Here is a 14,665-nt window from a genome sequence, read left to right on the forward strand (position 1 = left end):
GCTTTGTTCCGCGACAACAGCAAGGAAGAGGTGCGCGAAGTGCTGCGTACCGTGCGTCCGACCCTGCTGCAGTTCCATGGCGAGGAAGACGAGTCGTTCTGCCGCAGYTTCAACATGCCCTACCTGAAGGCCGTGGCGATGGGCGGCCGCGATGAGGTCAACGCGCGCCAGCTGCAACTGCGTTACCCGAGCGCGGCCGGCTTCCTGTTCGACAGCCACGCCCCCGGCGGCGGCGGCGGTACGGGCGTGGCCTTCGACTGGACCCGCCTGCCCACCGGCCTGCACCGGCCGTTCCTGCTCGCCGGCGGGATCACCCCGGACAACGTGTTCGACGCGATCGTGGCGACCCTGCCGTGGGGCGTGGACGTATCCAGCGGCATCGAGTCCGAGCCGGGCATCAAGGACGGCTACAAGATGCGCAAGTTCGTCGAGGAAGTCCGCCGCGCGGACTGCCACGAAGCTGATTGAGCCGTACCGGCCGACCTGTCGTCGGCCCGGGGGCCTTTGCCGACACCCTTTTTCCCTGCTGCGCAACGCGTAGCGGCGTTGCTATGGGCGCACCGCCAAATTTCACGTAGCATCGACAGGACATGGCGCGGCTGGGACGGCGCGTAGACGGGCACGCCGGAGCGCGCGCCCACAGGAGGCAGCCGGGGGAAAGGTCGGCCGCCATCGCAAGGAAGACATGGAATGAACGAGTTCCTCACTGTCGCGTTGACGTTCCCCACGCTGCCTTACAGCATCGTGCTGGCGTTCGCCGTGCTGTACTGGCTGCTGGCCGCGTGCGGCATGGTCGATGACGCCATCGCCCACGACGGCATGGACCTGCACCTGGGCGATGACGGCCTGCACGGTATCTCCGGCATGTTTTCGCGGCTCGGCCTGGGCGGCGCGCCGGTGATGCTGGTGATCGCGCTGCTGGCCTTCTTCGGGTGGACCGCCACCTATTTCGTGCATCTGTTCCTGCTGCAGTCATTGCCGACGCCGTTGCGGTGGCTGGCGGGCAGCGTTACCGCCGTACTTGCGCTGATTCCCGCCGTGCCGCTCAGCGTGATCGTGCTGCGCCCGATCCGACGCCTGCTGCTGCGCCTGCGCCCGGTCGCGCAGGCCTCGCTGCTGGGTCGTGTCGGCGTGGTTGCCTCGCCGCAGGTCACTGCCGGCAGCGGCTACGCCAACGTCGATGACGGCGGCGCCGGCCTCATCCTGCAGGTGCGTTCGCGTGAGGGCGCCACCCTGGTGCGCGGCGAGCGCGTGGTGCTGCTGGACTACGTGGCCGAACACAACCATTACCTGGTGGTGCGTGAAAACGACCACCCCGCGCTTTCCATCCAAGACAGCCTGATCCCGGGCGATAAGGAGATCCACCGATGAGTTTTGCGACCTTGGCCCCGTTCGTGATCGGGGTCGGCATCCTGCTGGTCCTCCTGCTTGGCCTCGCCGGGCTGTTCAAGGCGTTCTATCGCAAGGTGGACCAGGGCGTGGCCCTGATCGTCAACGACATGAGTTCCCAGCCGAAGGTGCACTTCACCGGTGCGCTGATCATCCCGGTGTTGTACCGCGCCGAGCTGATGCGGATCAGCCTGATCACCCTGCAGATCGACCGCCGTGGCAAGGAAGGCCTGATCTGCCGCGACAACATGCGCGCCGACATCGCCGTGGCCTTCTACCTGCGCGTCAACGAAACCCAGGCCGACGTGCTGCGCGTGGCCAAGGCCATCGGCGCCGATCGCGCCTCGGACAAGCACGCGGTCGATGAGCTGTTCAACGCCAAGTTCTCCGAAGCGCTGAAGACGGTCGGCAAGAAATTCGAGTTCACCGAACTGTTCGAGAAGCGCCAGGAATTCCGCGACGAGATCATCGCGGTGATCGGCAACGACCTCAACGGCTACGCGCTGGAAGACGTGGCCATCGATTACCTGGAGCAGACCCCGAAGCTGCTGCTGGACCAGAACAACATCCTCGACGCCCAGGGCATCCGCAAGATCACCGAACTCACCGCCACCCACAACGTGGTGACCAACGAGCTCGAACAGAACGAAAAGCTGGCCATCACCAAGAAGAACGTCGAGGCGCGCGAAGCGCTGCTGGCGCTGGAGCGCCAGCAGGCCGAGGCCGAAGCACGGCAGAAGCGCGAGATCGATACCATCCGCGCCCGCGAGGAAGCCGAGACCGCCAAGGTCCAGGAAGAACAGCGCCAGCTGTCCGAACAGGCCCGCATCGAAGCGCAGGAAGTGATCGAAATCCGCGAGCAGAACCGCATGCGTGAAGTCGAAGTGGCCGAGCAGAACCGCCAGCGCGCGGTGGCCATCGAATCCGAGCGGGTCGAGCGCGCGCGTCAGCTGGAGCAGGTCACCACCCAGCGCGAAGTGCAGCTGCAGGGCGTGGAGCGCGACAAGGTGGTCGAGTCCGGCAAGATGGACGTGGCCAACATCACCCGCGAGCGCATCGCCATCGACAAGACCGTGGCGCAGGAAGAAGAGCGCATCAAGGAAGTGCGTGAAGTTTCCGAGGCCGACCGCCAGAAGCAGGTGCTGATCCTTGAAGCCGAAGGCAAGGCCCAGGAACTGCTGGTGCGCCAGGTCAAGGAAGCGCAGGCCGGCGAGACCGCGGCCAAGCACCGCGCGGTGGAAATCACCACGCTGGCCCAGGCCGAGCACGAGGCGGCCGGCAAGCAGGCCGAAGCCAAGCGCCTGCTGGCCGATGGTACCCGCGCCGAACAGGCCGCCCCCGGACTGGCCGAGGCACAGGTGCGCGAAGCGTCGGCACTGGCCATCGAAAAGGTCGGCATCGCCGAGGCCCGCGTGATCGAAGCCAAGGCCGATGCCAACCTCAAGCAGGGCACCAACGAGGCCCGCGTGCTCGCCGAGAACCTGCAGGCCCAGGCCCAGGGTGAAGAGCAGATGGGCCGCGCCCGTGCCAGCGCGACCGAGTCGCTCGGTGGCGCCGAAGCCGGCGTGGTGCAGAAGAAGCTGCTCGCCGAGGCCGAGGGCCTGGTCCGCAAGTTCGAGGCGATCGCCTCGCTCAGCGACACCGCGCGCGGTCATGAAGAGTTCCGCATGATGCTCGACAACAGCCTCACCCAGGCCCTGGCGTCCATCGAAGCCGGCAAGGAAGTCTCGCGCGAAAACGCCGGCGTCATCGCCAGCGCGCTGCGCAATGCCGACATCGACCTGGTCGGCGGCGACGGCGGCATGTTCGAGAACCTGATCAAGGCCGTCTCGCTGGGCAAGTCCATCGAAGGCCTGGCCGGCAAGAGCCCGATCGTGCAGGACCTGATGCAGCGCTACCTCGGCGTGACCCCGCGCGAACAAGCGCCGCGGCAGATCCCTGAAGAGGTGGTCGACGCGACGCCCACGGTCGTGACCGCAGACGTGGTCGAAACCCGCTGAGTCAGCGGTATCGGAGCGCCGCCCGAGAAGGCGCGCTCCGCCCCCGGCGGTGGCGTTGATGCCGCCGCCACGCCATCCCCGGCCGGCTCGCCCGGCCGGTTGTCCGTGAGCCGGAAGGAAGCCGATGTCCGATACCGCCAACCGTCCCGAGCCGTCCGTGCCGGACGCCACCGCCAGCGTCGACCAGGCCGTCGCCCAAGGCGGCGCCTATGAAGTGCTGCGCCGCCGCCTGGACGAGCAGGGTAGCCGCCTGCGCACGGTCGCCGATGCCCTGAACCGGCAGCGCCTGGCCGAGTTCGGCGACAGCCGGCTGGAGGTCACCGGGCGCTTCCGCATCCGCAGCGAGAACAACTGCGTCGGCCGCGACATCGTCCAGGTCGGCCCGGACCTGCTGCTGTTCGGCTACAACGTCTTCATCGGCCTCAAGACCCAGACCCGGGTCGAGGACGTGTTCGGGCTGTACCGGCTGGTGCAGGCCAACGACGGCTACGACGTCGTACCGGTGGAGGCCAAGGGCAGTTTCCTGGCCCAGCCCGGCTTCGTGCACGATTTCGGCGAGCTCTACGCCTACTACAAGCACGCGCGCCTGCTGCAGCTGATCGTGATCGGCGACAAGCTGCTCGCTGCCTTCCAGATCGGCGAACGCAGCAGCGACGTACGCGTATTCCGCTGGGCGCTGGCCCGCGATGGCGAATTGACCTACCTCGATGCCCGTGGCGAGCGCGATATCGCGCTGCCGCCACCGTTCGATTTCGAGTGGAGCCGCGCCACCCGCGACATGGCCGTCACCGGTCGCCACGCGCATCTGAACATCCTCGACACCCTCTTCGTGGAAACCACCGGTGGCGACCTGACGATCAAGGTCGAGAACAACACCGAAAGCGGGCAGGGCGTCTACAGCGAACCGGTCGAGGACAGCACCCAGTCGCTGGACGATGCCCAGTTCGAATTCGCCCGGGTCGGGTCACTGATCCTGCTCAAGGTATTGCCGTACCGCGAGACCGTATGGCGCGGCCTGATCTACAACACCCTCACCGGCAACATCACCCGCAACGATGCCATCGTGCAGGCCTGCGTGCAGCTGCCTGAAGACCACGGCATCATCTTCCCCGGCGGCTATTACCTGCAGAACGGCGAGCACAAGGCCTTCGACGCGGCGATGGACGGCATGCAGTTCAAGCGTGCCATCCGCTCGCCCAACGGCGAGGACGTGCTGTACATCTTCTACGAGCGCGAAGGCGGCCGCTCGGCGTTGTTCGTCTACAACACCATCCAGCGCGTGCTGCAGAACCCGGTGTTCGGTCACGGCTACGCGTTCATGCACGATGGGCGCATGGTGCTGTTCCACGCCGAGGGCAGCGAGCCCACCCGCATCCACGCCATGCAGGTCTGGCAGACGCCCTTCAGCAGCGATGAGTTCGCCGCCAGCCGGCCGCCCGGCAATACCTTCATGGGCCGCATCGGCAATGCCGAACTGGTGCGCGGCATCTCCAATCTCTTCGACCTGGCCCGGACCATCGAGGGCGGGGACGCCTCGGTGCAGCGCTACCAGCGCCTGGTGCAGGACACCCGCCGCCTGTTCGATGCCCACCATTGGCTGGACGATGAACAGTGCAGCGGCGCCGCCAGCCTGCTGCGCGACGTCAGCAGCACCGGCGAGTCGGTGCTGGACGAGTACGAAAAGGTGCAGTCGATCCGTGCGCAGTCCGCGCAGGCCATGGCCCAGGCGCAGAGTGCGCAGAAGGCCCTGCTCGCGCGCCTGCAGCCGGAGAACTGGACGCAGGTGCAGGCCTTCGTCGAGGCGCTCAACGCGATCTCGGCCCAACGCGGCCACCTGCTTACCATCCGCGATTACCGCTACATCGACACCGACCTGATCGATGCGATGACCGCCGGCCTGCAGCAGGCCCAGGACAGCATCGGGGCGGCCACCGGGGAGTTCCTCGCCGGCGACGCCGCGCTGGCGCCGCTGGGCGAACGCCTGCAGGTGCTGGACGCGGCCGCGCAAGAGGCTGAGAGCGCGCGCGTACTGGATGAGCAGCTGGCCGGGCTGCGCGCGATGTCGGCCGACCTGGACATGCTGTCCGAGCTGATGGCCGGCCTGAAGGTCGATGACGCCACCGCACGCACCCGCGTGGTCGAGGCGATCTCGGCAATCTACGCACGCCTCAACCAGACCCGTGCACGTGCCGAGCAACGCCGCCGCAGCCTCGGCTCGGCCGAAGCGGTGGCGCAGTTCGCCGCGCAGTTCGCGCTGTTCTCCCAGGCCATCACCAGTGCCCTGGCGATGGCCACCGATCCGGAGCGTGCCGACGAGCAGATGTCGCGCCTGCTGGTCCAGCTGGAGGAGCTGGAAAGCCAGTTCGGTGAGCATGAGCAGTTCCTCGGCGACATCCTGGCCAAACGCGAAGAACTGATCGAGGCCTTCGAAGCGCACAAGCAGGCGTTGCAGGACGAACGCCAGCGCAAGGCGCGCTCGGTGCTGGACGCGGCCAACCGCATCCTCGACGGGCTGGCCAAACGCACCGAGCGCTTCGCCACCACCGACGAGCTCAACGCGTTCTTTGCCGGCGATCCGCTGATCCTCAAGCTGCGTGAACTGGCCGAGCGCCTGCGCAGCCTGCGCGACAGCGTCAAGGCCGACGACATCGAGTCGCGCCTGAAGGGTGTGCGCGACCAGGCCGTGCGCGCGCTGCGCGACCGCAGCGATCTGTTCGAAGCCGGTGGCAACGTGGTGCGGCTGGGCCCGCGCCATCGTTTCAGCGTCAACACCCAGGCCCTGGACCTGACCATCCTGCCGCGCGGCGACGAACTGGCCATCCACCTGACCGGCACCGATTTCCTGGAGACCCTGCACGACCCGGAACTGGCCGAACTCAAGCCGTACTGGCAGCTCAGCCTGGATTCGGAATCGGCCACGCTGTACCGCGGCGAGTACCTGGCCGGCAGCGTGTTGCGCGCGGCGATGGAGGGGCGCGAGGGGCTGGACCTGGCCACGCTGCAGCACAGCGCGGCCGAGCCGGACGCGCTGGACCGCAGCGTGCGTGATTTCGCCGCACCGCGTTATCGGGAAGGCTACGAACGCGGTATCCACGACCACGATGCCGCCACCATCCTGCGCGCGCTGCTGCCCCTGCAGCAGGCGGCGGGGACCTTGCGGCATGCCCCACGCGTGCGCGCACTGGCGATGCTGTTCTGGGCGGCGCAGCAGCGTCGCGAGGACGTGGCGCAGTGGCCGGCACGGCAGGCCGGCGCAGACGCGATCGCACGCCTGTTCGGGTCCGATGAAGGCCAGCTCGCCTTGCGTGCGGAGATGGCCCACGCGTTGGCCGCGTTCAATGATGAGCAGAGCTTGCCGTTCAACGCTGCCGAGCACCTCGCCGCGGCGGCGTACCTGGGCGATGAACTGTCTGCCGGCGAGCCGGTCTTTGCCAGCAGCCGTTACGCGCTGGCGTTGCTGGACGCGCTCGGGCAGCAGCTGCAGGCCGCGGGCCAACGCGAAAGCGTGGAGCGCGCGCTGCAGCGCGAGCAGGATGGGCTGACCACGCGCTGGGCCTTGGCCGGGCAGTKGCTGCGCGCGCTGTGCCGCACTGCGGCCTTCACCGACCATGCCGGCTACGCCGACGAAGCGGCAGCACTGCTGCTGGTCCAGCGGGCACTGCGCACCCGCGCCAGCGAGACGGCCCTGCTGGTCAGCGTTGACGGGCTGCTGGGCGAGCATCCGCGCATCGTGCAGGGGCGCATGAACCTGTCGCTGGATGACTTCCTGGCCCGCCTGCAGCACCACAACGACGTGTTCGTCCCGGCGTTCCACGCCTACCAGGCGGTACGCCAGCGCATCGTCGCGCGCGAACGAGATACCCTGCGCCTGTCCGAGTTCAAGGCACGGCCGTTGTCTTCGTTCGTGCGCAACAAGCTCATCAACGATGTCTACCTGGGCGTGATCGGCGACAACCTGGCCAAGCAGATGGGCACGGTCGGGGAGAACAAGCGCAGCGACCTGATGGGGCTGCTGATGATGATCTCCCCGCCGGGCTACGGCAAAACCACGCTGATGGAATACGTGGCGCACCGGCTTGGCCTGGTCTTCATGAAGATCAACGGGCCGGCGCTCGGCCACGAGGTACGCTCGCTGGACCCGGCGCAGGCGCCGGACGCCACCTCGCGGCAGGAACTGGAAAAGCTCAACCTGGCGCTGGAGATGGGCAACAACACCATGCTGTATGTCGATGACATCCAGCACACCCACCCGGAGTTCCTGCAGAAGTTCATTTCACTGTGCGACGGCACCCGCCGCATCGAGGGCGTGTGGCGCGGGCGTACCCGGACCTACGACATGCGCGGCAAGAAGTTCTGCGTGGTCATGGCCGGCAACCCGTATACCGAGTCCGGCGAGGTGTTCAAGATTCCAGACATGCTCGCCAACCGCGCCGATATCTACAACCTTGGCGATGTGCTCGGCGGCATGGAAGATGCCTTCACCCTGAGCTACATCGAAAACAGCCTGACCTCCAATCCGGTGCTGGCGCCGCTGGCCACTCGCGACATGGCCGACCTGTACCTGCTGGTCGAACGTGCGATGGGCAAGGAGCTATCCACCAACGCGCTGAGCCATGCCTACAGTGGCGCGGAGGTCAATGAGATCGTGGCCACGTTGCAGCGCATGCTGCGCGTGCGCGACGTGGTCTACCGGGTCAACCAGCGGTACATCGCCAGCGCCGCGCAGGACGACCGCTACCGCACGGAACCGCCGTTCCGGCTGCAGGGCAGCTACCGCAACATGAACAAGCTGTCGGAAAAGATCTCCCCGGTGATGAACGAGGCCGAGCTCCAGCAGCTGGTCTCCGACCATTACCTCGGCGAAGCCCAGCTGCTCACCACCGGCGCCGAGGAGAACCTGCTCAAGCTGGCTGAACTGCGCGGCCTGCTGCAGGGGGAGGAACTGGCGCGCTGGCAGCAGATCAAGCGCGATTTCCTGCGCAACAAGGCCATGGGCGCCGGCGACAGCGATGTCGGGGGACGCATGGTGGCGCAGCTGGCCGACATCGCCAGCGCGCTGCAGTTGCCGCCGCCGGCGCCGCAGGCCGAGGTGGAACCGGCGCCCTGGCCAGCCTTGCTGTCGGCGCTGGAACGGCTGTCAGTCGCGCGCGCAGAACCGGTCGCTGCCGCGTCACCCACCCCCGCGCCGCCGCTGGCCGAACCGCTCGCCGATGGCCTGCAGGCCGGGTTGGCACCGCTGCTGCAGCTGCTTGGGCAATCGCACCAACAGCAGGTGCGCACCGGCGAGACGCTGGCCCTGTTGGCCGGCTGGGTGCGCCAGCAGATGGACGCCGAGCCGGCACCGCGCCAGCGGCTGCGACCGCGCCGGGCCAGCACGCCGGAAGAGCGCGCGCTGGATGAAGCCTTGATGCGCCACTTCTACGGCGAATCGGCGGTGCCGCCGCGCGACGACACCTCGGTGGATGACGCCCACGCATGACCGTGCCCTTGCCCGCGCCCGCGCAGCTCGATGGCGACACCCGGACGGTGGCGGCATTGGCGGCGTATGCGCAGCCGCTGCTCGATGCCATCGCACGGCATGCGCAGGGGCAGGGCAGCGGTAGCGAGGACGGCAGCGCCGCTGGATTGATCGAGGTGCTGGCGCGGATCGCGCTGGCGCTGCAATCGGCCGATCCGGCGCAGCTGCGTCGCCGGGCCGGCTGGTGGGGACGGCTGCTGGGTCGCGACGTTGAGCGCCAGCGCGATGCCGATGCGCTGCAACCGCAGCTGGGCGTGCTGCTGGTGCAGGCCGAAGACCGCGCACGTGCGCTGCAGGCCCGCGCCATGCAGCGCCAGAGCGCGATCGCGGCCGCCGAACAGGCCGCCGTCGCGCTGGAGCACTGGATCGACGCTGGCAGCCTGCAGTTGCCCAGCCTGCCCGATACCGAACAGCACGCCGTGTTCGCCCAGCGCCTGGATCACCTGCGCCGGCTGGCGGCACTGCAGCGCAGCGAAGGGGGGCAATGGCAGCTGCTGCAGGCGCAGGACGACGCGCTGCTGGCGCGCTTCCGGCGCATCGCCGATGTGCTGCTGCCGGCGTGGAGACAAGCCGCCCTGGCGCGGCAGGCGCAGGATCAGACCCGGCACAACCAGCAGGCCGCGGCGCTGCAGGCGCAGATCGCCGCCGAGGTCGCCTCGGCGCAGGCTAGACTCCGATGAACCCCCTGTTCTTACCGGTGTGCCACCGACGGCCGCCGCCCAGCATGGAGATCCACCGATGACCCAGGACCCGCAGGACACCCAGGCGCTGTCTGTCACCCCCGTCGATGCGCTGGACGATGCCGCGCTGCAGGCGCTCGGCCTGGGTCGTGACGACCTGCCGAAGATCGACGCGATCGGCCGTGGCCTGGAAGATATCCGTCCCGGCAACCTGCAGGTATTCGGTCGCGATGCGGCCGCCAAGACCGCCGCGTTTTCCAGCCAGCTGCTCGACCAGGTGCGCAACCGCGACCTGGATGCCAGCGGCGACAAGCTGGGCGAGGTGGTGCGCATTGCGCGTTCGCTCAAGCTCGATGGCCTGGCCGAACGCTCGAAGGTGCCGGTGATCGGCGGGCTGATCGACAAGCTGCGCGCCTCCAAGGGCGAGCTGGTGCAGAAGTTCAGCGATACCAATCGCCAGATCGAGCAGCTGATGGGTGATGTGGGCAGCCAGCAGACCCTGATGGCGCAGCGCGTGGGCGAGTTCGACCGAATGCACGACATCGTGCGCGAGGAGCGCCACGCGCTGGGCCTGCACATCGCCGCCGGCAAGCGTCGGATCAGCGAGCTGCGCAGCGAGCAGCAGGCCACGCTCGGCCAGGACGATCCGCAGGTGCGCATCCGCCAGGGCGAACTGGACAACGCAATCCGCCTGCTCGACAAGCGCATCGGCGATCTGGTGGTGATGCAGCACGCGGCCGATCAATCGTTGCCGATGATCCGCCTGATCCAGGCCAACGCCATCCTGCTGATCGAGAAGTTCAACACGGTCCGTGACATCACCATCCCGTCGTGGAAGCGCCAGTTCGCGATCCAGCTGTCGCTGAGCGAGCAGAAGAGCGCGGTGGCGCTGTCCAATGCCATCGACGATGCCACCAACGACCTGATGCGCCGCAACGCCGACCTGCTGCGCCAGACCACAGTGGACACCGCCAAGGCCAACCAGCGTGCGGTGATCGACGTGGCCACGCTGCGCCACGTGCACGAGCAGCTGATCGCCACGGTCGAAGAGGTGCGCAGCATCCACCGCGACGGCATGCAGCAGCGCCAGCAGGCCGAAGTCGAACTCGCGCGCCTCCGCGAAGACGTGCAACAGCGCCTGGCCGCCCCGACCGCCGGCTGACGCCCGCCGCGCACTGCGGTAGAGCCACGCCATGCGTGGCTGCTCTCTGTGCAGCAGCATGGCCCTTCAGGAAAACGCGCCACGCGCCGCCCGGCATCCCCGCATGGCGTGGATCTACGGTCGGCAATCGCGGGCTCGCGTCAGCCGCGCGCCAATTGCGCGGCCAGCCACTCGGCCAATGCATCCACCCGCGGATCCGGTGCACCCTCCGGTGTCGCCAGCACCCAGAACCCGCCGGTGGCGCCAAACCCCCACGGCGCCAGCAGGCGTCCGGCAGCCAGCTCGTCGGCCACCAACGGCTCCGGCGCAATCGCCACGCCCAGCCCGGCGACCGCCGCCTCCAGCAGGTAATACAGGTGGTCAAAGCTAGTGCCCAGCTGCAACCGGGCTGGGTCCACCCCGTGTGCGTCCGCCCAGGCCGGCCACGCCTGCGGCCGCGAGGTGGTGTGCAGCAACGGCTCGCCGAGCAGTGCAGAGGGCGGGTGCTGACGCAGCCGTGCCGCCGCCGGGTGCTGCGGGCTGACCACCACCCCGACCCGTTCCGGGGCCAGCTCACGCACCTGCCACCGCCGCGGCCACGGCGGCTGGGCCAGCAGCAGTACCGCGTCCAGGGCCTGTTGTGCATCGGTGAAACTGCCGTCCTGGGCCGACCAATGCAGCGCCAGCTGGGGCAGGTCGGCCTGCAGCGTCTGCAGGCGGGGAATCATCCAGCGCGCCAGGATGCTGCCGCTGCACCCCAGCACCAGCGCCTCGGGGCGTTGCTGGCGCTGCAGCACCGTGACCGCCTCGCGGATCTGTCCGAAAGCCCCCGCACAGGCCGCCTGCAGGATGTCGCCGGCGCGGGTCAGGCGCAGGCCGCGGCCGTCGCGCTCGAACAGGGCCACGCCCAGGTGATCCTCCAGCAGGCGCAGTTGTCGGCTGATCGCGCCATGGGTGACGTGCAGGGCTTCGGCGGCGCGGCCGACCCCGCCCAGGCGGGCGGCCGCTTCAAAGCTGCGCAGGGCGTTGAGCGGCGGCAGGGGGCTGTCGGTCATGTGAGTTTTCCTGACAGGTTGTCGGAGATATTATCGATATTCCTGTCATGACAGGTGCGTTAAATTGGCAGCCTGTCTCCACCGGCTGTCGCGACATGTCCGCATCCCCCATCGTTGATTTCCACGCCTACCCCGACGCCCAGGGCCATTTCGGCCGCTACGGCGGCAGTTTCGTCGCCGAAACGCTGATCGGGCCGCTGCAGGAGCTGGCTGCCGCCTACGACCAGGCGCGCCGCGATCCGGCCTTCATCGCCGCCTACGACAAGGACCTCACCCACTACGTGGGCCGGCCCAGCCCGATCTACCACGCCGAACGCCTCAGCAAACAGGTCGGCGGCGCGCAGATCCTGCTCAAGCGCGAAGACCTGAACCACACCGGCGCGCACAAGATCAACAACACCATCGGCCAGGCCCTGCTGGCCGCGCGGATGGGCAAGACCCGGATCATCGCCGAGACCGGCGCCGGCCAGCACGGCGTGGCCAGCGCGACCGTGGCCGCGCGGCTGGGCCTGGAATGCGTGGTGTACATGGGCGCCACCGACATCGAGCGGCAGAAGATCAACGTCTACCGCATGAAGCTGCTCGGCGCGACGGTGGTGCCGGTGACCTCCGGCTCGGCCACGCTCAAGGACGCGCTCAATGAAGCGATGCGCGACTGGGTCACCAACGTCCGCGACACCTTCTACATCATCGGTACCGTGGCCGGCCCGGACCCGTACCCGCGCATGGTCCGTGACTTCAACGCCATCGTCGGCCGTGAAGCCCGGGCGCAGATGTTCACCGATTACGGCCGCCTGCCCGACGCGATCACCGCCTGCGTCGGCGGCGGCAGCAACGCGATCGGCCTGTTCCATGCCTTCCTCAACGATCGCCAGGTGCGCATCGTCGGCGCTGAAGCGGCCGGTGATGGCATCGACACTGGTCGCCACGCCGCGTCCATCGCCGCCGGTCGCCCCGGCGTGCTGCACGGCAACCGTACGTATGTGATCTGCGACGATGACGGGCAGATCACCGAGACCCATTCGGTCTCGGCCGGCCTGGATTACCCTGGCGTCGGCCCGGAGCACGCGTTTTTGGCTGACGCCGGCCGGGCCGAGTATGTCGGCATCACCGACGACGAAGCCCTGGCCGCCTTCCACCAGCTGGCGCACAGCGAAGGCATCCTGGCTGCGCTGGAATCCAGCCATGCGGTGGCGCAGGCGATCAAGCTGGCGCGCGAACTGCCCCGCGACAAGCTGGTGCTGTGCAACCTGTCCGGTCGCGGTGACAAGGACGTGCATACCATCGCCGCCCGCGAGGGCTTGATGCTGTGAACCCACTGCTGCGCCAGGGAAGTGCGCTGCTGATCGTGGTCGGCCTGACTGCCTGCACCCCGCCGGATCCGCCGCTGCTGCCCGCCGCGCCGTCGGCCCCGGCGGCGATTGCACCGGCGCAGGTGCCGGCCAGCAACGACGATGACATCGCCAACCGCCCGATCGAAGACGATCCCGAGCCCGCGCCCACAGCGACCGACAACGACGCCGCACCCGCGGTGGTCTCGGTAGCGCTGGACCATGCCGGCGACGTGGTGATCGGGCAGCGTTTCAGCGCCGAGGATGCCGATGCGCAATGGCATTCGGCGGGCCTGAGCGAGGGCGGCCAGCTCGGCAGCTGCGAGTACTACGAGCGCGGCAGCCTGCCCGAAGGCGTGTCGATGATGGTCGATGACGGGCATGTGGCGCGCTTCGACCTGGCCCTGCTCGACGGTTCGGACGAGACCATCACCCAGCCTGGTCCGTTCGGGCTGCGCCTGGGCATGTCGCGTGCCGAAGCGCTCAAGCGCTTGCCCAGGGGCAGCACCGCGCAGCCGCACGCTTACGATCCTGAAACCGGCGAGTACCTCACCTGGCAGGACCCCGGTTCGGATCTTGCGATCCGGCTGGAGATCGTCGACGGGGTGATTTCGAAGTTGTACTGGGGCGCCAGCGGCGCCGTTGAACTGATTGAAGGATGTGCCTGAAATGTCCGTGGACCGTATCGATGCCTGTTTCGCCCGCCTGCGCGCCTCCGGCCGCAAGGCGCTGATTCCTTTCATCACCGCGGGCGACCCGGGCCTGGAGGCCACCGTGCCGGTGATGCATGCGCTGGCCGCCGCCGGCGCCGACGTGATCGAACTCGGCGTGCCGTTTTCCGACCCCATGGCCGATGGCCCCACCATCCAGCGCAGCTCCGAGCGCGCGCTGGCGCGCGGGGCAGGGCTGCGTTACGTGCTGGAAACCGTGGCCGCCTTCCGCCGCGACGACACCACCACCCCGGTGGTGCTGATGGGCTACCTGAATCCGGTCGAGATCCACGGCACCGCGCGCTTCGCGCAGACCGCGATCGCCGCCGGCGTGGATGGCGTGCTGCTGGTCGACCTGCCGCCGGAAGAGGCCGCTGAAACCCGTGAGATCTTCACCGCCGCCGGCCTGGCGCTGATCCTGCTGGCCTCGCCGACCACCGCCGATGCGCGGCTGGACAGCTTGTCCGCAATGGCCCAGGGCTACCTTTACTACGTCAGCTTCGCCGGGGTGACCGGTGCGTCCGACCGTCTGGACAGCAGCGCCGCCAGCGCCCGCCTGCGCGACCTGCGCAGCCGCTCGCAGGTACCGGTGGTGGCCGGCTTCGGCATCAAGGATGCGGCCAGCGCCGCGGCCATGGCCGTCGAAGCCGACGGCGTCGTAGTAGGCAGCGCCCTGGTAGCCGCACTTGCCGAAGGTGCCGATGCAGGTGCTGCCGCACAGACCGCACAGTCCTTCCTCGCGCCGCTGCGTGCTGCGCTCGACCAAGCCTGATCAAGCGGCGCCCTCGATCTCCGATCCGCATACGTGAAACTGTGCAGAGGCAGGCGGGCAGCCGCGCCC

10 protein-coding genes are annotated in these 14,665 nt (G+C 68.4%); 9 read left to right on the top strand and 1 reads right to left on the bottom strand.

Annotation, left to right across the window (positions count from 1 at the left end; all coding sequences use genetic code 11):
* From AC1DQP_RS07810 to AC1DQP_RS07835, 6 genes are all read left to right on the top strand, one after another.
* Positions 1-468 (top strand): phosphoribosylanthranilate isomerase (locus AC1DQP_RS07810; RefSeq protein WP_478051375.1); only part of this gene is annotated, 468 nt, incomplete at its 5' end.
* 222 nt (positions 469-690) lie between these two features.
* Positions 691-1,371 carry a hypothetical protein gene (locus tag AC1DQP_RS07815; protein WP_457319131.1) on the top strand — a complete coding sequence of 227 codons (681 nt, stop codon included), beginning with the start codon at positions 691-693 and terminating at the stop codon, positions 1,369-1,371.
* The gene (locus tag AC1DQP_RS07820; protein ID WP_256774621.1) at positions 1,368-3,389 is read left to right on the top strand and encodes a flotillin family protein; all 2,022 of its coding nucleotides are present in this window, start codon (positions 1,368-1,370) and stop codon (positions 3,387-3,389) included. The genes AC1DQP_RS07815 and AC1DQP_RS07820 overlap by 4 nt, the downstream gene beginning before the upstream one ends.
* Positions 3,390-3,513: 124 nt before the next feature.
* On the top strand, positions 3,514-8,868 hold the full coding sequence (locus AC1DQP_RS07825) for a DNA repair ATPase (protein WP_478051376.1): 5,355 nt from the start codon (positions 3,514-3,516) through the stop codon (positions 8,866-8,868).
* Positions 8,865-9,587, top strand: coding sequence for a hypothetical protein (locus AC1DQP_RS07830; RefSeq protein WP_256774623.1), 723 nt, complete (start codon positions 8,865-8,867; stop codon positions 9,585-9,587). Before AC1DQP_RS07825 ends, AC1DQP_RS07830 begins: the two co-directional genes overlap by 4 nt.
* Before the next feature lie 58 nt (positions 9,588-9,645).
* On the top strand, positions 9,646-10,749 hold the full coding sequence (locus AC1DQP_RS07835; RefSeq protein ID WP_256774624.1) for a toxic anion resistance protein: 1,104 nt from the start codon (positions 9,646-9,648) through the stop codon (positions 10,747-10,749).
* A gap of 140 nt (positions 10,750-10,889) precedes the next feature.
* Here the strand turns inward: AC1DQP_RS07835 and AC1DQP_RS07840 are convergent, their stop codons facing one another.
* Positions 10,890-11,783, bottom strand: a complete 894-nt coding sequence (locus AC1DQP_RS07840) for a LysR family transcriptional regulator (RefSeq protein ID WP_457319430.1) — start codon at positions 11,781-11,783, stop codon at positions 10,890-10,892.
* Between the two features lie 95 nt (positions 11,784-11,878).
* Between AC1DQP_RS07840 and trpB the strand changes: the two genes are divergently transcribed.
* From trpB to trpA, 3 genes are read left to right on the top strand one after another with little or no spacing between them, the layout of a single operon-like run.
* Positions 11,879-13,096, top strand: a complete 1,218-nt coding sequence (gene trpB, locus AC1DQP_RS07845) for a tryptophan synthase subunit beta (protein ID WP_256774626.1) — start codon at positions 11,879-11,881, stop codon at positions 13,094-13,096.
* Complete coding sequence (locus AC1DQP_RS07850) at positions 13,093-13,782, top strand: hypothetical protein (protein WP_478051377.1); 690 nt, start codon at positions 13,093-13,095, stop codon at positions 13,780-13,782. Before trpB ends, AC1DQP_RS07850 begins: the two co-directional genes overlap by 4 nt.
* Before the next feature lie 7 nt (positions 13,783-13,789).
* Positions 13,790-14,596, top strand: a complete 807-nt coding sequence (gene trpA, locus AC1DQP_RS07855) for a tryptophan synthase subunit alpha (RefSeq protein ID WP_256774729.1) — start codon at positions 13,790-13,792, stop codon at positions 14,594-14,596.
* Positions 14,597-14,665 lie beyond the last annotated feature (69 nt).

It is taken from the genome of Stenotrophomonas sp. P5_A8, assembly GCF_056400545.1.

What these genes read in the sequence shown, in the direction of transcription:
- AC1DQP_RS07815 (WP_457319131.1), top strand. Translation starts at nt 691, where the DNA reads ATGAACGAGTTCCTCACTGTCGCGTTGACGTTCCCCACGCTGCCTTAC.
- AC1DQP_RS07820 (WP_256774621.1), top strand. Translation starts at nt 1,368, where the DNA reads ATGAGTTTTGCGACCTTGGCCCCGTTCGTGATCGGGGTCGGCATCCTG.
- AC1DQP_RS07830 (WP_256774623.1), top strand. Translation starts at nt 8,865, where the DNA reads ATGACCGTGCCCTTGCCCGCGCCCGCGCAGCTCGATGGCGACACCCGG.
- AC1DQP_RS07835 (WP_256774624.1), top strand. Translation starts at nt 9,646, where the DNA reads ATGACCCAGGACCCGCAGGACACCCAGGCGCTGTCTGTCACCCCCGTC.
- AC1DQP_RS07840 (WP_457319430.1), bottom strand. Translation starts at nt 11,783, where the DNA reads ATGACCGACAGCCCCCTGCCGCCGCTCAACGCCCTGCGCAGCTTTGAA.
- trpB (WP_256774626.1), top strand. Translation starts at nt 11,879, where the DNA reads ATGTCCGCATCCCCCATCGTTGATTTCCACGCCTACCCCGACGCCCAG.